The organism is Paenibacillus salivarius (genome assembly GCF_051307165.1).
Taxonomy (GTDB): domain Bacteria; phylum Bacillota; class Bacilli; order Paenibacillales; family Paenibacillaceae; genus Fontibacillus.
Genome location: NZ_CP195592.1, coordinates 5,363,699 through 5,383,649, shown reverse-complemented (window position 1 = coordinate 5,383,649; position 19,951 = coordinate 5,363,699). Strand labels below are relative to the sequence as shown.

Here is a 19,951-nt window from a genome sequence, read left to right as displayed (position 1 = left end):
TCATTATATCAGCAAACCCTTTAATGAACCTTAAGACTTGCCCCTACATCAATTTAAGATTCGTTAAAGGTTCGGACGGTAAGATGCATACAGAAGCAAGCGATGACGCTGCAAAAACATAAGCGACAGAAAGGATTTGAACCTATGGCGATCGAGGTGTTTAACCGATACGAAAGCAAATACTTGCTTGACCATGAGGCCTGTCTCAAATTATACGATGCTCTGCTGGAATATATGGAACCCGACGAATACAACAAGCAGCATGAGTTCTACTCCATCAGCAACCTGTATTTTGATACCGAGCATGACACGCTCATCCGAAACAGCCTGGCCAAGCCAAAGTACAAGGAGAAGCTGAGACTCCGGGCTTACGGCGTACCTGAAGCGGATGCGAAGGTGTACCTGGAGATCAAGAAAAAGGTGTTCGGTCTCGTCAACAAAAGAAGAACCGCGCTGAAGCTGAATGAGGCTTACGAATTTGTCCGTACCGGGGCCGAGCCGGAATTCCAACCTTATATGAACCGGCAGGTGCTCCATGAAATTACTTATTTTCTGCGGTGCTATTCCTTGGAGCCGAAGGTATATCTCGCCTATGAAAGAAAAGCGTTATTCAGCAAGGAAAACCGGGATTTGCGGATCACGTTCGATACGAATATACGCAGCAGACGGTACGATTTGAGGCTGGAGGCCGGCAACTACGGGGAACCGCTCGTCGATGACGGACGCTGGCTGATGGAAGTCAAAGCGGAGAAGACGGTACCGGTCTGGCTGGCCAAAATGCTCTCCGAGCATCGGGCGTTCCGGACGAGCTTCTCCAAATACGGCAATGAATACAAGAAAATGATCAAACAACGCCAAACGGAAAGAGAGAGTGCGATTTATGCTTGATACGCTTTTCAATTCAACATTCACGAATACAGAAATGAGCTTTAGCAACGCCATTCTAACGATTCTGCTATCGATTGTGCTTGGCGGCATTATCAGTTTTACCTATATGAAAACCAATCCGAAAGGCTATTCGCAAAACTTCACGCTGACGATGGTGCTGCTGCCTTCGATCGTAGCCATGATCATTCTGCTGATCGGAAGCAATATCGCCAGAGCGTTCAGCCTGGCGGGCGCCTTTTCGATCATCCGGTTCCGGAGCGCTCCCGGCGATCCGAAGGATATTTCTTACGTCCTGTTTACGATGGCCGCCGGACTTGCTTGCGGAGTAGGGCTTTTCGGATATGCCGTCTTGTTTACCTTGATCCTCTGCTCGTTGATGGTGATTCTCAGCCGCATGAATTTTGGGGCAAGGAAGCTGCAGCAAAAAACGCTCAAGGTGACGATTCCGGAAAACCTCGGTTACGAGAGTGCTTTTGATGAAGTGTTCAAGAAATATGGTGTCACGTATGAGTTGAAAAAAATCAGAACGACCGAGCTTGGAAGCTTGTACGAGCTCGTATACGTCATTACGGTCGACGGACTTGTGAATCAGAAGGAATTGCTGGACGATATCCGCTGCAGAAACGGAAATCTCGATATCTCGTTGACGATGAGTCCGCCGGCGACCGAATATTAAACCATGAGGAAGGAAGATGAAAATGATGAATACAACGACATGGAGTAAGCTGGGTATTGTGCTGCTAAGCGCAGCGCTCATGTCGGCCTGCGGCAATGTCTCCCAGGCCAAGACAGGCGAGGCTACAACGGCCGCGGTAACGGCTGCGGACAGCGAGACGGCCGCCATTGTGCAGTTGGCCAAAATCGGGGTAAAGGACCTCGTCGAATTCAAAGATAAGGACACCAATACGGCGTGGAGCGCCGACAACTCGACCATGATTCAAATGGCAGGTACGTCCGCTACGGTGACCGGCTCCGGTGCGAAAGCGTCGGACGGCTCGGTGACGATCACGGCGGGGGGAACCTACGTGCTAAGCGGAACGTTGGACGATGGGCAGGTCGTGGTTAACGTGGAGGATAAAGAAGACGTTCATTTGGTTCTGAACGGCGTGGAGCTTCATGATGAGGACAGCGCACCGGTTTACATTCAAAAAGCCGGCGATGTCATCCTGACGCTTCAAGACGGAACGGAAAACGTCATTACAGACGGGGATGCTTATGTATACCCGGATGAATCCACCGACGAGCCGAATGCGGCCGTTTTCAGCAAGTCCGATCTCACGATCAACGGCACCGGAAAGCTCTCGGTAACCGGCAATTTCAACGACGGCATTACGAGTAAAGACGATCTGAAAATCGTCAGCGGTTCGATTACGGTCCAGGCGGCCGATGACGGCCTGGTGGGGCGCGACATGGTTGCCGTCAAAGAAGGCAACGTGACTGTCAAGGCCGGCGGAGACGGTATCAAATCGACGAACGATGAGGACGCGGCCAAAGGGTTTGTCGCGATTGCGGGCGGAACCTTCGATATTGAGGCGGGAGCGGACGGCATTCAGGCGGAAACTTCGCTCGTCGTCGACGGCGGTACGTATACGCTGCTTACGGGTGGAGGCAACACGAAAGGCGAGGTGAAAACCGGAGATCAAGGTCAGGGCGGTCCTTGGGGCGGCCGAGGCGGGCAACCGGGGGAACCGCCGGCTTCGGCTCCGGCTGACGCGGCCTCGGCAACGACGATCCCGCCCGCGAAGAGTCAGCCGGAAATCACTCTGGCGGCCGCATCGGGCGATCAAACGGCAACCGCCACGGAGGAAACCGAATCGCAAAGCAAGAAAGGCTTAAAAGCGGGAGGCAGTATTAACGTAAACGACGGCAATTTCTCGATCGATTCCGCAGACGATTCCGTTCACAGTAACAGCAGTGTCGGCATCTATGGCGGGACGTTTGAAATCGCAACGGGGGATGACGGCGTTCACGCGGACGCCGAGGTCGTCATCGCAGGCGGGACGATCAACATTTCAAAGAGCTACGAGGGTGTTGAAGGAGCGAATATTACCGTAAGCGGCGGGGAGACGCACGTAACCGCCACCGATGACGGCGTGAACGTGGCCGGGGGCAATGATGCTTCGTCCGCGAACGGAAGCGCAACTCAGGACCGGTTTAGCGAAACGGCGTCCAACAAGCTGTCGATCACGGGAGGTTATCTGAGCGTGGATGCGGCTGGCGACGGTCTGGACTCCAACGGCTCGATAGAAATGTCCGGCGGCACCGTTGTGGTCAGCGGGCCGACTTCCAACGGCAACGGCATGCTGGACTATGACGGCACCTTTGAGATGAGCGGCGGCATTTTGGCGGCGGCGGGAAGCTCGGGCATGGCTCAAGCGCCTTCCGACAGCTCCAGCCAATATTCCATTGCGATGACCTTCTCCGACACGCAACAGGCAGGAACGCCGGTCCACCTGGAGGATAGCCAGGGCAATGCGATCCTGACCTTCGCGCCGGGCAAAAATTATCAAACCGTGGTGATTAGTTCCCCGGATTTGAAGAAAGGTTCCTACACGCTTTATACCGGCGGAACGTCAACCGGCGCGTTGAAGGACGGGGTGTATACGGGCGGTGCTTATTCGGGAGGAACGAAGGCCGTATCGTTCGAAATTACGGACAGCGTCACGACGTGGTTGAACGAATCCGGAGTGACGACGGGAAATACCGGAAACCGCGGATTTGGCGGCGGTGGCGGCGGAAAAAGACCCGGAGGCAGAGGCACGGCCGGGGATGGCACGATGATGCCGCCTGGAGACGGGACGGACGCCGGGGCCGGTAGCTTAGGTCAGTAAATCGGCAACGGACTTCAACCTTTTAGACTCGAGAAGATGTCCATTGACAATCCCCAGTAAAGCGGTTATATTTAAAAAAACTTGATATTCTTCCTAAAAGGGGAGTAGCTGATACAACAAAGTCGTCAATTCGAAGACCGACGTCTTCCGGCTTTGTTGGCAACGAATCCGTTGTTAGCAAGACCTTTGCCTATGTTTGGATAGGTAAAGGTCTTTTTTGATTAAAAAACCTTTGCCGATAGGGCAGAGGTTTTCTTGTTTTTAGACTGGTATAGGGGGGATTGGCAGTAATCAAATAGGTTCGGCCGGTTTGCGCGGGGAAGAGCAGACAATAACAAAAGTATAGGAGAGGGGATGACGCATGGATTTTTCAATTTTGCTGGAGTACGGTTGGGTTTTGATATTATTAGTCGGGCTGGAGGGGCTTCTGGCTGCGGATAACGCCCTGGTGCTGGCGATCATGGTCAAGCATTTGCCCGAAGCCGACAGAAAAAGAGCATTGTTCTATGGACTCGCGGGCGCCTTCGTGTTCCGTTTGGCTTCATTGTTTATTATTTCTTTTCTGGTCGATGTTTGGCAGATTCAAGCGATCGGCGCCCTGTATTTATTATTTATCGCGATCAACCATATCGTCAGAAAAGTATTCATCAAGAGTAAAGAGGCCAAGGTTGAAAAAGAGAAGAAGCAATCCGGTTTCTGGGCTACGGTCATTAAGGTCGAACTGGCGGATATTGCGTTTGCGGTAGATTCGATCCTGGCGGCCGTCGCGATGGCCATGACGCTCCCGGATACGCCGCTTCCCGCGATCGGCGGCATGGACGGCGGCAAATTTATCGTCGTATTTGCGGGGGGCCTGATCGGTCTGATCATTATGCGGTTTGCGGCAAATCTGTTCGTCAAATTGCTGCATTCCCGGCCGGGTCTGGAAATTGCCGCGTTTGCCATCGTCGGTTGGGTCGGCGTCAAACTCGCCGTGCTAACGCTGGGCCATGAAGACGTGGGCTTGATCTCGCATGAGTTTGCGCATTCCACGCTGTGGAAACTGATTTTCTATTTCGTCCTTGTCGTGATCGGTGCGGCGGGCTGGTTCCTTTCGAAAGAAAAGAAGCCGTCGCCATCAGAGGGGCACTAAAAAAAGGGGCTGCGCCGCAAGATCCGAACGGACTTTAAAGTGTACCCTTTGTAAAGGACATTTTAAAAAAAGGCTTAGGCTACCTGAAAAAGATGATTCCTGTACTGTACAGGAGTCATCTTTTTCAGGTTCCATTGATATCTAGTATGGTTATAGTGGCGGATATACCTATCAATTTCTTGTTGAAGCTCTCCAAACGTTTTACATGATTTTATATCCACTTCGTCTTTAAGATGGCCAAAGAATGATTCGATAGGGGCGTTATCCCAGCAGTTTCCCTTCCTGGACATGGATTGGTACAATCCGAGTTTCTTAACCTGTTTCTGAAAATCTGGATGTGTGTAATGGGTACCCTGATCAGAATGAATGAAGGCCCCTTTAGCTTTCTTAAAGGTTCTGTTCTTCTTCAATTTAGTGAGGGTATCTGTGGCCAGATTCATGATGATTCGGCTAGACATGTGATGTGCTAAAACTTCACCTGTAGAACCATCTTTAATGACGGACAAATAAGCTCTTTGTCCACCGTGATAGTTCAGATAAGTGATATCCGTTAGAAGGACCTTGCCAGGCATCCCCTGTTTAAATTGGCGGTTTAGGAAGTTAGGAACCACTCGGTGTTCTTGAGTGGCTTTCATCATTCTCCGGTACGGATTTGCCTTCCTAATAGGGCAGACGATATCGTATTTTTTCATGATTCTACGGATCTTCTTCAAGTTGAAGACACACTGAAATTGACCTGCCAATGTCATTTTAATTTGGCGTGCCCCTTTCTTTCTGCCTTTGAAGTTAAAGGCCTTTAGAATCATTTCTTTCGTTTCTTCATCCTTTTTATCCTTGCGTCTCCTTTGTTCAATAGATTTGGCTGAGAAATAATTATAGTAACCACTTCTTGAAACTCCGGCAACTTCACAAAGGAATTTCACCATATGGATAAGGTTATATTTTTCAATGACCTCATGAATGAGAATATATTTTTGACTGACGGGCAGCTTTACTTCTTTAGCCCCCTTCCCAACAAACGAATCTTTTTTAAGAGTTCGTTTTCTGCCTGCACAAGCTTCATCTGTGCTTCCAATCTGGCATACTTCTCTTCAATAGATAATTCTTTAATCCGTGGCCTGCCAGAACTACCCTTTCTGGTATCTTTAAGGCCCAACACTCCTTCGGTTTTATAAGCAGCTTTCCAACGATCTGAAGCTGATTTAACTCTCTTCATGCCAATAACGTCAATATTAAATCCTGCTTCTTCAAAGATTTCTCTTGGAAGCTTCCCTTCACTATATTCAGTAACAAAGTGTTGTTTAAATTCATCAGTGTATGTGATGCCCTTTGAACTGACTGTTTTAACATATCGGTTCTTAGATAGTGTTGTGATATCTTTCTCTGTAAATAATTTTTTACTCATAATTCTCCGTCTCCACGTATTTCTCTATGTTATTCTTTAAATTATACAAAAAACACCCTATAGAAAGAGCACTTTTTTTAAGTGTCTATTCTATAGGGTACATTTTAACTTGGGCCAGCCCTTTTTTTTCGGGTTAACTCAGAATCGGCTTTAGGCGGTCCTTGGATGCGCAGGCCAGCGGCAGAGGCTCGCCCGTCTCCGGTTCATTTTTTTGCAGAAGGCGAACGATTCTGTCGCGAAGTTGAATGAACCCGGCCTCCGTTCTCAGCCGGGGCCGGGGAAGCGAAACCGGGACGATCTCCTTGACGGTTCCCGGCCCCGGCGTCATCACGACGATCCGGTCGGCCAAAAAGATGGCTTCCTCCACGTCGTGGGTGACCAGGATAAACGATTTATTTTCCCTCTGCCAAATGCGGACCATTTCCTCCTGCATCTTTAGGCGAAGAATCGCGTCAAGGGCCGCGAACGGTTCATCCAGTAAAAGCAGCCGGGGTTTCAAGCACAACGCTCTTGCGATCGCGACCCGCTGGCTCATGCCCCCGGACAGCTGTTTCGGATACAGTCGGGCGGCCCTTTCCAAACCGAGAAGGCGAAGATAGTCCTCGACGATGTTTTTTCTCGTTTTTTTATTCAATCTTTTCATATCGAGTCCGAAAGAGATATTGTCCCGAACATTAAGCCACGGAAAAAGGGCATATTCCTGAAAGATAAAGCCCCTTTCGGGCGAAGGGCCGTTGACGTCGATTCCCCCGACTTTTACGCTGCCCGATGAGGATGCTTCAATGCCGGCGATGAGTTTCAGCAAGGTGCTTTTTCCGCATCCCGACGGTCCGAGCAAACATACGAATTCATTTTCCTGTATGGATAATGAGACATCCTCCAATGCGGTTACCGTTTGCCGATTGCCAACGGAATACGCTTTGGTCACGTGATCAATTTCCACATGCATAGGCCATCACTCCTGACGATATCGGTTATAATTTCACTTCCACCTGATTACCGCACGTTCAAGACCGCGGACAACGGCGGATGAAGCGAAGCCAAGCATGCCGATCGTAAACATCCCGATCACGGATTGGCGGTAATCGAGCAAATGATAAGCCTGCCAAGTCGTGTAACCGATGCCCGTTTGTCCCGACATCATTTCCCCGGTGATGACCCCCATCCACGATGCTCCGACGCCCACGGACAAGCCGGTGAACACTTCTGGCGACATAGCCGGCAAATAGACGCGCCAGATGAGCCGGACGGGTCCGCATCCCAGGCAGCGGGCGGCTTGCACCAGGCTTGGCGAAACTCTCCCCGCCGCATCCTTCGTGCTGATCAGGATCGGAAAGAACGCGCCGAGAAACGTAATAAAAACAACGCTGCTTTCAATCGTGGGGAACAGCAGCATGGCCACAGGCAGGAAAGCGATCAGCGGAATCGGACGGAAGAGCTCCAGGCTCGGGAATAATGCGTCCTTGGCCAGTTTGCGGTTTCCGATCCACATGCCGATCGGCACCGCCGTGATGAAGCCGAGGGCGATTCCGCTTAATACCCTTGTCGTACTGATCAAAATGTCTTTATAATAACCGGCTTGGGTTAGATAGGACAGCCAAGTCACGATGATATCCGCGGGATCCGGCAGGTTGCCGAATTGAAGCGGCCATTTGACATTTGCCCGAACCAGCCACATCCATATCAGCAAAAATGCCGCGATGGACAGCGTACGAATGGAATAGGACAGCAGCTTATTTTGCCGGATCATCGTTTAATATACCTTCCCTTCCAGCCACTCGCCCTGCAGTTCCGTTTCGGAAGGATACGTTTTTCCGTTCTCCAGAACCGCGGTCCGCAAATGACCGTCATCGACGAAGGATTCAAGATCAAGATTTTTCTGCAGCTTGCCGATGCCGGACAAAAATTCGATGCTTCCGTTCAGCGTATCCAAATCTTTTTGGTAGACCGCCGAATCGAAACGGATGTTTTGCACCATTTGGCGGCAAATCTCCAATGGGAATTGGCTTTCCTCCGCGAAGATTTTTGCGGTTTCTTCGGGATTGGAGACCGCGAACTCGTGCGCTTCGTTCAAGGCTTGAAGAAAAGCCGTTACATAAGGGCCATTGGCTTCGGCCCAATCCAGGTTGGCGACGACGCCGGCCAAATAATCGATCTCCGTTTCTTCGCCGAATTGCAGTACGGTACCGATGTCCTTGAACTGCATCAAGCTGGGATAAGGCTCCCATGTGGAGTGGGCATCCACCTTGTTCTGCTCGATGCTTTGCATGCCCACCGTAACGGATTGATCGACGATCTGGACCTGGTCAACCAGGTCCACTTTTCGAAGGGATTCCAGCAGCATGCGATGGGCGCTGCTCCCGATCGGCGTCGACACCGTTTTTCCTTTCAGGTCGGTGATGGCTTTGATATCGCTGTTTTTCGGCACGAGAATGGCTTGGTTCCGTCCCAGCTTTCCTTTTCCGTCGAATGCGAGGAACACGGAATGATAGTTTGCTTGCGTGATACCCAGCACTCCATTCAGTAAGGAGGGCATATCGCCAAGGAAAGAGATCTGGATTTTACCGCCGGCCATATTGTTATTAAGGATGGACCCGGCCGGAGCATCGAACCATTCCACTTTGATATTCTGGCCAGGTGCCTGCTGCTTCAGGTATTTCTCGAACAGCTTTTGGTTTTTAATAATAAGCGCGCCCCAGGTTTGAGCGGTCGGAGACTGGTATCCGACGGTAATCGTGACCGTCTCTCCTTCCGGTGCAGCGGCGCCGGACACGGAAGAGGTGCTGCCTGCGCCCCAGTCGGCTGCCGGCGAGGCCGGCCGATTGGACGCGCAAGCCTGCAGCAGCAATAGAACGAGGAGCAACGCCATGAAAAATTGGAGTGCTTGGACGGGATTCCGCCGATTCATACAATCGACCTTCCTTCTGACGAAAAATAGAAGTGCAGCTATCTCACCAAATAAGGGATGTTTACCGTGACCGCGTCAACCGGGCAATCGGTTTGACAAGGGGTGCAGTACCAGCACTCGTCATATTTCATGTAAGCCTTGCCGTCCTGATCGAGCGCGAGAATTCCCATCGGGCATACTTGAACGCAAATATTGCATCCGATGCATTTGTCCCGGTCGACGATGACGCTGGCTTCCACCCGCTGCGGAACAAAGCCCGCGGATAAATTATTCATCTTTGGTTACGCTCCTTTTCTGTTGTTAATGGCTGAATACCTGTTCGTCGGTATTTGTTTCCTCCGGCTCCGGCTTGAGGATATAGGGCGGAAGCTCTTTCGTGTACAAATCGCATTCCCCGTCCGCACCCTTCCGGACAATGACTCTTTTCAGCCAATTTTCGTCGTCGCGCTCCGGGTAGTCCAGGAAGTAATGGTAGAACCCCCATCGGCTCTCTTTTCGGAACAGCGATGCTTTGGCCATCAATTCGGCGCAATCCACAATGCTATGGACTTCCAGAGCACGGCCGATTTCATGCGGATCCCGGGCGCCCAGCAACTGGAGATCGACCTTGCGGAAATGTTCGATTTTTTCCAGAGCTATCTCCATCTTGACGATGGTTTTCGGCGGCATAAGGTATTGCGTGACGATCCGCCGTATTTTATACTCCACCTGCTGGTGGGGAACGCCGTCCGGATTGGCTGCGATCTTCGCGATCCGTTCTTTTTCCGCTTCGATTTGCCCCGGGTCGGGCTCGATCTGAGCCTGATTGGATGCGAAGCGCGCGGCATTGGCCCCCGCGATTTTCCCGAAGGTCAGTGCGCCCAGCAAATACTGGTGCGGGACGCAGGCCATATCGCCGGCCGCATATAGGCCTTTCATCGAAGTCTCCGCTTCATGGTTCACGAGGACGCCGGATGCGCTATGCCCGCTGCAGAGCCCGAGCTCCGAAAAATGCAGCTCGACCATATCCGTTCGGTAGTCCTTTCCCCGCCCCGCATGGAACCGGTCCCGGCTGGGGCGCTCGTTGTTGTGGAGTATGGCTTCGATTTTGGATATCGACGCGTCATCCAGATGGGAAAGCTTCAGGAACAACGGCCATTCGCCTTTGTTCGCCATCTTCCACATATTCATGATCAGCTCGCCGCTCCAATAGTCGCATCCGGTGACGCGCTCCCCTTTGGCGTTTGCGGTATAGCCGCCGAACGGGCCGGCGACATAGGCGCAGGCGGGACCGTTATAATCCTTCATCGTCGGGTTGATTTGATAGCATTCGATGCCCGTCAGTTCCGCCCCGGCATGGTAGGCCATGGCGAATCCTTCGCCCGAGTTGGTGGGATTCTCGTAAGTGCTGTACAAATAACCGGAGTCCGTCAATCCCATTCTCCCGGCGGCGCCGGCCGTCATGACCACGGCTTTGGCGTGAACGATCACCAGCTCGCCGGTCCTGACGTCATAACCGAGGGCTCCGATCGCCTGATCCCCTTTCGTCAGCAGTCTGGTGGCCATGACCCGGTTGACCACTTTGCAGCGCATTTGCTTCACCTTTTTGGCCAATATCAGCTTCAGGTCGCTCGCTTTCGGCATCGGCAGCACATACCGGCCTTTACGGTGAACCCGGTATACTTCATAGTTCCCGTCGGCGTCTTTCTCGAAGTCCACCCCCCAGGAATCCAGCTCTTTGACAATCTCGTAGCATTCCGAGGCCTGCCGATAAACGGCCAACTGGTCAACAATACCGTCGTTCGACGCCGTAATTTCAAGCGTATATTCCTCGGGCGTCGCTTTTCCCGGAATCACCGCGTTATTAAGTCCGTCCATTCCCATGCTGATCGCGCCGCTCCGGCGGATATCCGCCTTGTCGAGCACGAGCACCTCCAGCTCGGGATGGGCAGCTTTGGCTTTGATTGCGGCCATCGTGCCGGCGGTTCCGCCTCCGATGATGAGCACATCAGTCACATAAGTTCTTGTTTCCATCCGGACATGCAACCTCCCCTGAAATGTGAAAAGACACAGTACCCTTGTCAAAAGGGGCTGTGTCTCTGGCGGTCCAGTCGACATTAATTATTCCAATAAAAATACTGTGTCTTTAGATTTTGTTATGAATCTTATCACTGGGATAAAAGAAGCGTCAATACTTTCCGATCGGTTGAGGAGCAATGAGGAACAATGAGGAATTGCTGCAACAAAGGAGTTGTTTGAGCAAGAGGTTTTGGTTTACAATGATAAAAATCACATTATTCACATTAATTTTATCGGAATTTAATGCGGGGGTGGGGTTGGTGACCGATAGCGGATTTCGACTGATCACATTACAGGAAGCGATGAACATATTCGGTATAAGCCGGGCGACGATTGACCGCTGGCGGCAAAACAAAGGACTGCCGTACATCAAAATCGGCAAGGAGGTGTTTATCGATCCCGAGCAACTTCGGCGATGGATGAGGGGCTTTACCCATGAACCTGAACCGGTGAAGAGGGAAAGCACGCCGCTTAGGATTTCGATAGGCTATCAAGGCGGAACCGCTCATATGTGGAGCGGAGTTCTTATTAAGGAGGCCGGCTTTTTTGAAGAAGAGCTTCGCGGCTTTTTTCCCGGCAGGCATATCGAAGTGGAGTGGTATAACGGCAATAACGGGATCGAGCTGCTTGAGGGATTGATCCAGGGGCGTATCCAGATCGCTTCTTTGGGGGATTATCCCATCAAAATAGCCCATACATTAAGCGGGATGCTTCCCTCGTTCCAATCCGTGCTGCTCGCTTTTGACGGCAAGACGCGGAGCGGTAAAGGGATATCGATCGTCGTTCCCCCCTGCAGCCCGATCCGTCGTTTTGAAGATCTCGAAGAGACGGAAATCTTGACCGTGCCGCATTCAAGCGCAAGCTCCAGACTGGAGGGGCTTATTACGGCCTCCGGGTTTAAAGCGGATCGGCAAATCGTCGCGTCGCCGATGCGCGACAGCATGGAACGCCTCATGAACCGCAAAGTCGGAGCCAGCGTCATGTGGGAACCGTATCCGAGTTTGCTTCAAGATGCGGGGGCGGGGAAAATATTGTTCGAAGAAGGGATTGGCGAAGATTACTTAACCGGACTCGTTGCAAACAAAGCATGGGCGGCCGAAAATCCGGAAATTGCCATCGCCTATTTAAAAGCCCATCTGAGAGCCCATCAGATGATCCGCTCCCAATTAGACAGGGCTGTCGGACTGATCCACGACTGTACGGGGATTTCCCGGCGAACCACCGCCAAGGTTCTGCGGCAAGTTCGATGGGATGCGGCGATTTATGAGCGGGATCTTCATACTTTGCACAAACTGGATGCCGCGGAATCGGATACCCCGGGCTCCGGAACCCGGCCGTTCCGTTGTGAGACCGCTTATTTGCAGGCAGCATTAAAGGATTTGAAGCTTCCGGCCATTCCAGACATACCGATCCGCGGGGAATGGCTCTCGGAGGTTGTTTATTAGGATTGGGTTTGGTTCGCCGGCGCCTCCGTCGTGATCTGCCATTTAACGCCGAACCGGTCCTCGAGTCGCCCGAAAAGGGTGCCCCAGAATTGCTTTTCCAGCGGCATGATGACCTTTCCGCCATCCTCCGACAGCCTGGCAAATGCCTGCCGGGCTTCCTCGTCGGTCCGGAATTCAAGGCAAAGGTCATATGGGCTGCCGCTGCCCTGCGGATCGTGCATCGTATCGGCAATATAGAAATCCACCCCTCCCGCGGTGAACGACATATGAATAATCCGGTCTTTCATCGCTTCCTCCATGCCCGGAGCTTCTCCGTACGTCATTTGGTGCCGGATTTCTCCTCCCAGAGCCCGTACGTAAAACTGAGCTTGCGCGCGGGCATCCGCGGAATAGAAGTAAGGCGTTAATTTTGCCATCGTTCCTCACGTCCTTTCGAATTTCTAACACTTTGTACGCTATATATTTGTATTTTAACCACAAACCGCCTGCAAATCCAAAACGTTAAGCCTGGCCTTTGCCCTGTATGCACGCCGTCTTGCCCGGGGATAATATGCGCAACTTGGATAAGCCAGGAGGATTTTCATGAGAGAATTCAAACCGCCCCAAAAGTCGCTTCTCTTTTACTATGGCATTACGCTGATTATTATTCTGCTCCTGAATTCCCTGCTGCTGCCCGCCTTAAACAACCGCTCCATCAAAGAAATCGACTACGGCACGTTCCTGACGATGGTGGAGGAAGGCAAGGTGAAGGGGGTCGAGATCGAAAATAACTACCTGCTCGTCGAACCGGTGGACACTTCCGAGGCCAAGCTCTTTAAGACGGGCACGATCGAAGACCCTAAACTGGTGGACCGGCTGCATGAGGCCGGCGTAGAGTTTACGAAGGTCATCCCCAGGGAAACCTCGCCGATCCTGAGTTTTTTGCTGAGCTGGATCCTGCCGCTGCTCATTTTTATCGCGCTTGGGCAATGGCTGTCGCGGAAACTGCAAAAAAGGATGATGGGCGGAGGCAACGCCCTGTCTTTCGGAAAGAGCAAAGCCAAGGTTTACGTGGAGGCGCAAACCGGCATTACGTTCAATGATGTGGCCGGACAGGACGAAGCCAAGGAAGCGCTGCAGGAAATCGTCGACTTTCTCCACAATCCGAAGAAATACAGGGAGATCGGCGCAAAAATTCCCAAGGGGGCTCTGCTGGTCGGACCGCCGGGAACGGGGAAAACGCTGTTGGCCAAAGCGGTGGCCGGCGAATCGAAGGTTCCGTTTTTCTCGATTTCGGGCTCCGAGTTCGTCGAGATGTTTGTCGGCATGGGGGCGGCCAGGGTAAGGGATTTATTCAAGCAGGCGCAAGAGAAAGCCCCTTGTATCGTATTTATCGACGAAATCGACGCGATCGGCAAAAGCCGGAATGCGGGCGGGGTCGGCGGCAACGACGAAAGGGAACAAACATTGAATCAGCTGCTGACGGAAATGGACGGGTTTGATGCCGAAAAGGCCGTGGTCATTCTTGCGGCTACGAACCGGCCCGAAACGCTGGATAAGGCGCTGTTGCGCCCGGGTCGCTTTGACCGCCGGGTGCCTGTGGAACTGCCGGATCTCGCCGGACGGGAAGCCATATTGAAGGTTCATGCCGAAAAGGTGAAGCTGGAAGAGCCGATCGATTTCAATGTGATTGCCAGGGCGACGTCCGGCGCGTCCGGGGCCGATTTGGCCAACATCATCAACGAGGCGGCGCTTCGTGCGGTCAGAATGGGCCGAACCAGGGTGACGCAGAGCGATCTCGAAGAATGCGTGGAAGTCGTCATCGCCGGATATCAGCGAAAAACGGTGCTCATATCGATGAAGGACAAACTGACCATCGCTTATCATGAGGTGGGGCATGCCCTGGTTGCGGCCAAGCAGAGCCATTCCGCGCCGGTCCATAAAATTACGATCATTCCCCGGACTTCCGGCGCGCTCGGTTATACGATGCAGGTGGATGAGAAGGAGAGCGTGCTCATGTCCAAGGAACAAGCCCTCGACAAGATCACGACCTTCATGGGGGGGCGGGCAGCGGAAGAAATTATTTTCGGCTCGGTGACCTCCGGGGCTTCCAACGATATCGAGCAGGCGACGAAAATCGCCCGGGCGATGGTGACCCGGTTCGGCATGAGCGAGGCCTTTGATATGATGGCTCTGGAAACCGTGAACAATCCATACCTGGGAGGCGACACCTCCTTGCTGGTATCCGCCCAAACCGCGTCCAAAATCGACGACGAGGTGCTAGGCATCATCAAATCGTGCCATCAGAACGCCATCAAGATCCTGGAAGAAAATAAGGACAAATTGCACGAGATCACCAAATACCTTGTCGAGAAAGAAACGATTACCGGCGAGGAGTTTATGGAGATTTTGAATTCGCGGAACTGAGCAGGAAAGAAACGGGGTCCGGCCCGGGCGTAGGCGGGTTAATAAAAATTTTTTGGGACCTGCTTCCGCCGCACGTTAATGCAAATCGTACTTCTGTCGGTGACCCTGGCAATCATGATTTTATTACCTGCGGCATCGAACCGTAAGACGAATTTAGGCGGGATTTGACGAAACTTCCATTTCGTAATAACTTGGAAGTAGGAAGAATGCACCAGGGCCAAAGCATGGCCACACCAAGAGACGACAAGAGGCGGGCCCCGAATCAAGGGGGAGGACCGCCTCTTTTTTGTGTGGATGGAGCGGGGCTCGGATTAAACGACGAAATGATAGGAGTACAAACATGAATGAAGATCTGATCCAAATGCTGCTTGCTTTTCGGGAGGAGCGCAATTGGGAGCAATTCCACAGTCCGAAGGACTTGGCGATCTCGCTAAGCCTGGAGGCGTCCGAGCTGTTAGAGAATTTTCAATGGCGAACATCCGAAGAGGCGGTGTCGGAGAAGAAGCAAGATATCGCCGACGAATTGGCGGACGTGCTGATCTATTCGGTTTATCTGGCTGATGCGCTGGACCTCAATATAGAGGAGATCATACGGGATAAAATGCAGCGGAACGGCGCCAAGTATCCGGTGGACAAGTCTTTTGGCAAAATGACTAAATATAACGAGCTTTAGGAGTGCGGCAGCATGATAATTTATAGCAGCAATGCGTTGCAGTTTCGCGAGTCGGTGGACCGTAACCAAATTACGGTGGAGATCGAGCAAGCTTTTATGAACAAGATGGGGATGAGACCTAGCCCGGGTGAAAAAAGAGCCTGGAACAACTCCATGCAGTTTATGGAACGCGTCATCCGCAATGCCAATATTGCCGACGATTGCGGCGTCATGATCGAATACAACATCCCGGCGACCAGCAAGCGCATCGATTTTATCGTGGCGGGGCAGGACGATGCGGGTCGGGATAACTTCGTAATCGTGGAGCTGAAGCAGTGGGATGCAGCCCAAGCGACGGACCGGGAAGACGTGGTTGTGGCTTACATCAACGGACGTCAACGCGAGATCCCGCATCCCTCCTACCAGGCATGGTCTTACCGACAGTTTCTAGACGACATGAACGAAGCGATTCAGAGTAGCGATCTTAAGAGCTACTCTTGCGCTTATTTACATAACTACCGCGTACCGGAGCCCGATCCGTTAAAGAGCGAACGCTATCAGAATATTATCCGGGAAGCGCCCTTATTTATGGCGGACGATACAGCGAAACTTCAAGAGTTTCTACATCAACACGTCGGTAAAGGGAACGGCATTAACCTGCTTTACCTGATTGAGAACGGCAAAATCCGTCCCTCCAAGAAGTTCATCGACCACGTGGACGGGCTGTTCAAAGGGAATGCCGAGTTTATTCTGTTGGACGAGCAGAAGGTGGCGTACGAGACAATCATCAGTTTAGCCAAAGACCCGAGCCGTAAAAAAACGATCATCATCAAAGGCGGTCCAGGCACCGGTAAATCCGTTATCTCGATGAATGCGCTAGGCGGCTTACTGAAGCACAAGCTAAACGCCAAATTTGTCGCACCTAATGCCTCCTTCCGAACAGTTATGGTTGAAACCTTAGCGAAACAGCAACCGAAGAACAAGGCTCGAGTCCGAGGATTGTTTGCGGGTTCAGGGCAATTTGTGGATACCCCGGAGAATTTCTTTGACGTGCTGATCGTCGATGAAGCCCACCGTCTGAAAGGAAAAGGGGCTTATCAGTACCGTGGCGTTAATCAGATCGAGGATATCATCAAGGCCTCGAAGGTCAACGTCTTCTTCATTGATGAGTACCAGCGGATTCGTCCGGATGATATCGGAACCGTAGCCGAAATCGAGCGAATCGCAGGGGCCTATGGTTCCGAGATTCACGAGTACACCCTGTCAGCCCAGTTCCGCTGCTCGGGGGCCGAAGGCTTCATCAACTGGATCGATCACGTGTTGCAAATACGTCCAACAGCTAACTTTAACGGCTGGGACCAAGAGACGTTTGAATTTAAGCTGTTCGACACACCCAATGCGGTCTATGAAAAGATTAAAACTAAGGTAGCGGCGGGGCACAAAGCACGGATGCTTGCCGGATTCGCTTGGGACTGGACCAAAGATACCGAAGGCAACCGAAACGGCGAAGTCGCTGACGTCACCATCCCAGAACACGGTTTTCAGATGCCGTGGAACGGCCGCTCCATCTCCAGCACCTGGGCCATCCATGAGGATGGTGTCGAACAAATCGGCTGCGTCCACACCTCGCAAGGCCTGGAATTCGACTACGTCGGCGTGATCATCGGCAACGACCTGAAATACGATCCAACAACCAAGGAACTCTATGCTGATTACAACGAATACAAAGACACCATGGGCAAGAGAGGCCTGAAAAGCAACCCAGACCAGTTGACCAAGCTGATCAAGAACATCTATAAGGTGCTGATTTCCCGAGGGATGAAGGGGTGTTATTTGTATTGCCGGGATCCGGAGTTGAGGGGGTATTTGGAGGGACAGTTGGAGAGAAGAACTTGAGTCTTAGAAAGTTTGATCTGGATAACTAAAGGTTTTAAAGAACAATCAGCAATTCTGCTGCAAGGCAAGAGTTAACTATCAAGCGCAAGGAATTAATTGCAAAAATGGAGGATTTGGCTTTAATATACAATCCATCATTTTAATAGCTATCGTAATCAACCTTCTTCTAGGATGGAGGATTTACTCTTTATAAGCAAATTTTCCTATTATATGATAAAGTTAGACTATAATATTCTAAAATGTGGAGATTCAAAATAGGTAATAAGATATACATGAATCTCCATGAATAATTATTTTTAACTTGCAACTACAAGTGTTGATTTTTAAAAAAAGTATTTAAGGAGGTTAAATCTATGTACCTGCCTATAATGAAGAATCGAACTGAAGAAATGAAAGTTATTAAAGATATGAATAATCATTTTAGCAACTTAGTGATTCCCATAATAGAAATTATTAGAGATGAGTATGAAACCCAATATAAAACTGACGACATAACTGGTGAGTATGTTTATGAAATGAAACCAGGAAATAAAAATAAAACGAAAGTAAGGCTAGATCCAAGAGAAGAAGATATTATTACCCTAGAAAAGATTCAAGAACGACTAAATGGAAAAAGGGCGTTTATTGATTTTTTTAGATTTAGTGATAATGAATATGAAAATAGAGCATTTAAAGGAATGGAATTGTCATTAAAGTTAAGCAGAGATTACTCCTACTATAAACAAAGAATGCTACAAATAGGAAAATTCAACAATTTATTTCCTGTAATATCCATTAAAAAAGGCTTTAAAATTAGTGAATATGATCTGTTGAATTTGATACGTGAATTGAAAAAAAACAATTCATCAATAGCGATTAGAATAACAGATAATTACTTTGATGATTATACGGAGTTTTTTATGGAATATTTGACGGATCAAGACTTCATAATGTTGGATATTAGAAACCAACATGTTGATTCTAAGTTTATGGAACTGGAAGAACTTCAAGAATTAGAGACGAATGCAAAGAAAATTTTACTTCATTCACCTAGGTCACGAACTTATAAAAATGGTGATTATGAAAATTTAGTTTATACAAGTAAGATAGATAATAAGTTGGCAAAAGAATATGAGAATTACAAGCTAAATGGTTTTGGGGATTTTGGAGGCTTAAAAGACGATTTACCATTAGATGGTGGGGGTAATGGAAAAGGAGCAGCACTAGGACTCATATATGTGAAGGAAGAAAATTCTTTTTATTCAATTGTAAATTACGATACAAATATGGGAATGAGAGGTTTCAAATATGTTAGATCAGAAATTCTCAAAAAGTTAGATTTTTTAGATAAGGATCAAGATTGTAAAGCTATTAAAAAAATTAAAGATATGGAAGGTACTTTTGGAAGTTGGAGTACATGGAATAATATTACGCTGACAAGATATATTCAACAACAGGCAAAAAATAATATACCTTTATAGGTATACTAATTTAGGAGACAATAAATTTTTAAAAAACCATTGATAATCAATCTCTAAGATATCCGAACTATTTTCTACCAAGAAATCCCAGTTATTCCGATATTTATATTTCAAACACAGTTTGAATAGTTTATTGATCTCTTTATCAGTTTTACTATTTATGATTAATCCAATCATAGCTTCTTTTGAACTAAAATAAGGGCATCCAAAAAACGAGCTTAAATCCCTTTTTGTAAGAATTGACAATTGAGCTATAGGAGAAATGCAATTCGAATTAATTGCGTTTCGATGCTTTTTAAAAACATATCTACCTGTTTTGGTAACATAATAGACAATAATGCCACATTCCTTTGGGACATGAGGTGTCATATTATTTAAGTTATTCACAGAACATATGAGGTAAACTCTATCAAAAACTTGAAAATAGTCTTTCATTTGTTGACTCAATCTTTTTGGAGTGTCCAACTCAGTTTTTATCTCATATGCTATACTATTTCCATTTATTTTACATAAATCAAGTCTACTCTTCCCTACGTTAAGTTCAAATATAGACACATGATTATTTGTTTTTAAGAGGACATTGTTTATAAATGTTGATTTGATAGAAGTCTCGTTTGGATAATGATGCAAGAGAAATTTATTTAATGATTCTCTTATAGTTAAGTTATTATTGAATTGATGAGGCAACTGACCATCGAATGCCATTAATACTTTATTTTCAACAGCTTCGTTACTGAGAAGTGTAGAATATTCACTTGATAATAACTTAGCATACTTAAAGTAATCATTCTTCTTATACATATTCTGCACTCCATTCTAAAAGCAATTATAGACATAAATCTCATGTTAGTCCACAAGGGATAGCTAAAG

At 49.4% G+C, this 19,951-nt stretch carries 16 protein-coding genes and 1 pseudogene; 9 read left to right on the top strand and 8 right to left on the bottom strand.

The annotated features are described in order from the left end of the window. Positions 1 to 144: 144 nt before the first annotated feature. The 4 genes from ACSFXJ_RS24920 to ACSFXJ_RS24905 all read left to right on the top strand — a co-directional run bounded on the left by ACSFXJ_RS24920 (position 145) and on the right by ACSFXJ_RS24905 (position 4,851). Entirely contained in the window at positions 145 to 888 is a 744-nt protein-coding gene (locus ACSFXJ_RS24920; RefSeq protein ID WP_435925863.1) for a polyphosphate polymerase domain-containing protein, read from the top strand. After that, entirely contained in the window at positions 881 to 1,564 is a 684-nt protein-coding gene (locus tag ACSFXJ_RS24915) for a DUF4956 domain-containing protein (RefSeq protein WP_435922993.1), read from the top strand. Before ACSFXJ_RS24920 ends, ACSFXJ_RS24915 begins: the two co-directional genes overlap by 8 nt. Before the next feature lie 22 nt (positions 1,565 to 1,586). Continuing rightward, entirely contained in the window at positions 1,587 to 3,719 is a 2,133-nt protein-coding gene (locus tag ACSFXJ_RS24910; RefSeq protein ID WP_435925862.1) for a carbohydrate-binding domain-containing protein, read from the top strand. A gap of 361 nt (positions 3,720 to 4,080) precedes the next feature. Next, complete coding sequence (locus tag ACSFXJ_RS24905) at positions 4,081 to 4,851, top strand: TerC family protein (protein WP_435922992.1); 771 nt, start codon at positions 4,081 to 4,083, stop codon at positions 4,849 to 4,851. Between the two features lie 74 nt (positions 4,852 to 4,925). On the opposite strand, the pseudogene ACSFXJ_RS24900 reads toward ACSFXJ_RS24905, so the two are convergent. From ACSFXJ_RS24900 to ACSFXJ_RS24875, 6 genes and pseudogenes are all read right to left on the bottom strand, one after another. Next, positions 4,926 to 6,256: pseudogene (locus ACSFXJ_RS24900) on the bottom strand (IS3 family transposase). Positions 6,257 to 6,389: 133 nt separating this feature from the next. Next, positions 6,390 to 7,205: an ABC transporter ATP-binding protein gene (locus ACSFXJ_RS24895; protein WP_435922991.1), complete on the bottom strand. Its 816-nt coding sequence runs from the start codon at positions 7,203 to 7,205 to the stop codon at positions 6,390 to 6,392. Positions 7,206 to 7,238: 33 nt separating this feature from the next. Next, the gene (locus tag ACSFXJ_RS24890; protein WP_435922990.1) at positions 7,239 to 8,006 is read right to left on the bottom strand and encodes an ABC transporter permease; all 768 of its coding nucleotides are present in this window, start codon (positions 8,004 to 8,006) and stop codon (positions 7,239 to 7,241) included. Positions 8,007 to 8,009: 3 nt separating this feature from the next. Next, positions 8,010 to 9,164, bottom strand: a complete 1,155-nt coding sequence (locus tag ACSFXJ_RS24885) for an ABC transporter substrate-binding protein (RefSeq protein ID WP_435922989.1) — start codon at positions 9,162 to 9,164, stop codon at positions 8,010 to 8,012. A 38-nt stretch (positions 9,165 to 9,202) separates the two neighbouring features. Further along, on the bottom strand, positions 9,203 to 9,439 hold the full coding sequence (locus ACSFXJ_RS24880) for a 4Fe-4S dicluster domain-containing protein (protein ID WP_435922988.1): 237 nt from the start codon (positions 9,437 to 9,439) through the stop codon (positions 9,203 to 9,205). A gap of 25 nt (positions 9,440 to 9,464) precedes the next feature. Then, the gene (locus ACSFXJ_RS24875; protein ID WP_435922986.1) at positions 9,465 to 11,177 is read right to left on the bottom strand and encodes a fumarate reductase/succinate dehydrogenase flavoprotein subunit; all 1,713 of its coding nucleotides are present in this window, start codon (positions 11,175 to 11,177) and stop codon (positions 9,465 to 9,467) included. Positions 11,178 to 11,422: 245 nt separating this feature from the next. Between ACSFXJ_RS24875 and ACSFXJ_RS24870 the strand changes: the two genes are divergently transcribed. Continuing rightward, positions 11,423 to 12,667, top strand: coding sequence for a helix-turn-helix domain-containing protein (locus tag ACSFXJ_RS24870; RefSeq protein ID WP_435922985.1), 1,245 nt, complete (start codon positions 11,423 to 11,425; stop codon positions 12,665 to 12,667). On the opposite strand, the gene ACSFXJ_RS24865 is transcribed toward ACSFXJ_RS24870, so the two are convergent. Further along, on the bottom strand, positions 12,664 to 13,083 hold the full coding sequence (locus ACSFXJ_RS24865; protein ID WP_435922984.1) for a VOC family protein: 420 nt from the start codon (positions 13,081 to 13,083) through the stop codon (positions 12,664 to 12,666). The genes ACSFXJ_RS24870 and ACSFXJ_RS24865 overlap by 4 nt on opposite strands. 166 nt (positions 13,084 to 13,249) lie before the next feature. Between ACSFXJ_RS24865 and ftsH the strand changes: the two genes are divergently transcribed. The 4 genes from ftsH (at position 13,250) to ACSFXJ_RS24845 (ending at position 19,081) form a co-directional block, all read left to right on the top strand. Continuing rightward, the gene (gene ftsH / locus ACSFXJ_RS24860) at positions 13,250 to 15,073 is read left to right on the top strand and encodes an ATP-dependent zinc metalloprotease FtsH (RefSeq protein WP_435922983.1); all 1,824 of its coding nucleotides are present in this window, start codon (positions 13,250 to 13,252) and stop codon (positions 15,071 to 15,073) included. A 340-nt stretch (positions 15,074 to 15,413) separates the two neighbouring features. Continuing rightward, a complete protein-coding gene (locus ACSFXJ_RS24855) occupies positions 15,414 to 15,746 on the top strand; it encodes a nucleotide pyrophosphohydrolase (RefSeq protein ID WP_435922982.1) in 333 nt (110 codons plus the stop codon). Between the two features lie 12 nt (positions 15,747 to 15,758). Continuing rightward, entirely contained in the window at positions 15,759 to 17,621 is a 1,863-nt protein-coding gene (locus ACSFXJ_RS24850) for a DNA/RNA helicase domain-containing protein (RefSeq protein WP_435922981.1), read from the top strand. 353 nt (positions 17,622 to 17,974) lie between these two features. Then, positions 17,975 to 19,081 (top strand): beta family protein, encoded by a 1,107-nt coding sequence (locus tag ACSFXJ_RS24845; protein WP_435922979.1) that lies wholly within the window; start codon positions 17,975 to 17,977, stop codon positions 19,079 to 19,081. On the opposite strand, the gene ACSFXJ_RS24840 is transcribed toward ACSFXJ_RS24845, so the two are convergent. Continuing rightward, a complete protein-coding gene (locus ACSFXJ_RS24840; RefSeq protein WP_435922977.1) occupies positions 19,076 to 19,882 on the bottom strand; it encodes a sce7726 family protein in 807 nt (268 codons plus the stop codon). The genes ACSFXJ_RS24845 and ACSFXJ_RS24840 overlap by 6 nt on opposite strands. Positions 19,883 to 19,951: the final 69 nt, after the last annotated feature.

Excerpts from the sequence above, each read along its gene's own strand:
- ACSFXJ_RS24920 (WP_435925863.1), top strand. The coding sequence starts at position 145 with ATGGCGATCGAGGTGTTTAACCGATACGAAAGCAAATACTTGCTTGAC.
- ACSFXJ_RS24915 (WP_435922993.1), top strand. The coding sequence starts at position 881 with ATGCTTGATACGCTTTTCAATTCAACATTCACGAATACAGAAATGAGC.
- ACSFXJ_RS24910 (WP_435925862.1), top strand. The coding sequence starts at position 1,587 with ATGATGAATACAACGACATGGAGTAAGCTGGGTATTGTGCTGCTAAGC.
- ACSFXJ_RS24905 (WP_435922992.1), top strand. The coding sequence starts at position 4,081 with ATGGATTTTTCAATTTTGCTGGAGTACGGTTGGGTTTTGATATTATTA.
- ACSFXJ_RS24895 (WP_435922991.1), bottom strand. The coding sequence starts at position 7,205 with ATGCATGTGGAAATTGATCACGTGACCAAAGCGTATTCCGTTGGCAAT.
- ACSFXJ_RS24890 (WP_435922990.1), bottom strand. The coding sequence starts at position 8,006 with ATGATCCGGCAAAATAAGCTGCTGTCCTATTCCATTCGTACGCTGTCC.
- ACSFXJ_RS24885 (WP_435922989.1), bottom strand. The coding sequence starts at position 9,164 with ATGAATCGGCGGAATCCCGTCCAAGCACTCCAATTTTTCATGGCGTTG.
- ACSFXJ_RS24880 (WP_435922988.1), bottom strand. The coding sequence starts at position 9,439 with ATGAATAATTTATCCGCGGGCTTTGTTCCGCAGCGGGTGGAAGCCAGC.
- ACSFXJ_RS24875 (WP_435922986.1), bottom strand. The coding sequence starts at position 11,177 with ATGGAAACAAGAACTTATGTGACTGATGTGCTCATCATCGGAGGCGGA.
- ACSFXJ_RS24870 (WP_435922985.1), top strand. The coding sequence starts at position 11,423 with ATGATAAAAATCACATTATTCACATTAATTTTATCGGAATTTAATGCG.
- ACSFXJ_RS24865 (WP_435922984.1), bottom strand. The coding sequence starts at position 13,083 with ATGGCAAAATTAACGCCTTACTTCTATTCCGCGGATGCCCGCGCGCAA.
- ftsH (WP_435922983.1), top strand. The coding sequence starts at position 13,250 with ATGAGAGAATTCAAACCGCCCCAAAAGTCGCTTCTCTTTTACTATGGC.
- ACSFXJ_RS24855 (WP_435922982.1), top strand. The coding sequence starts at position 15,414 with ATGAATGAAGATCTGATCCAAATGCTGCTTGCTTTTCGGGAGGAGCGC.
- ACSFXJ_RS24850 (WP_435922981.1), top strand. The coding sequence starts at position 15,759 with ATGATAATTTATAGCAGCAATGCGTTGCAGTTTCGCGAGTCGGTGGAC.
- ACSFXJ_RS24845 (WP_435922979.1), top strand. The coding sequence starts at position 17,975 with ATGTACCTGCCTATAATGAAGAATCGAACTGAAGAAATGAAAGTTATT.
- ACSFXJ_RS24840 (WP_435922977.1), bottom strand. The coding sequence starts at position 19,882 with ATGTATAAGAAGAATGATTACTTTAAGTATGCTAAGTTATTATCAAGT.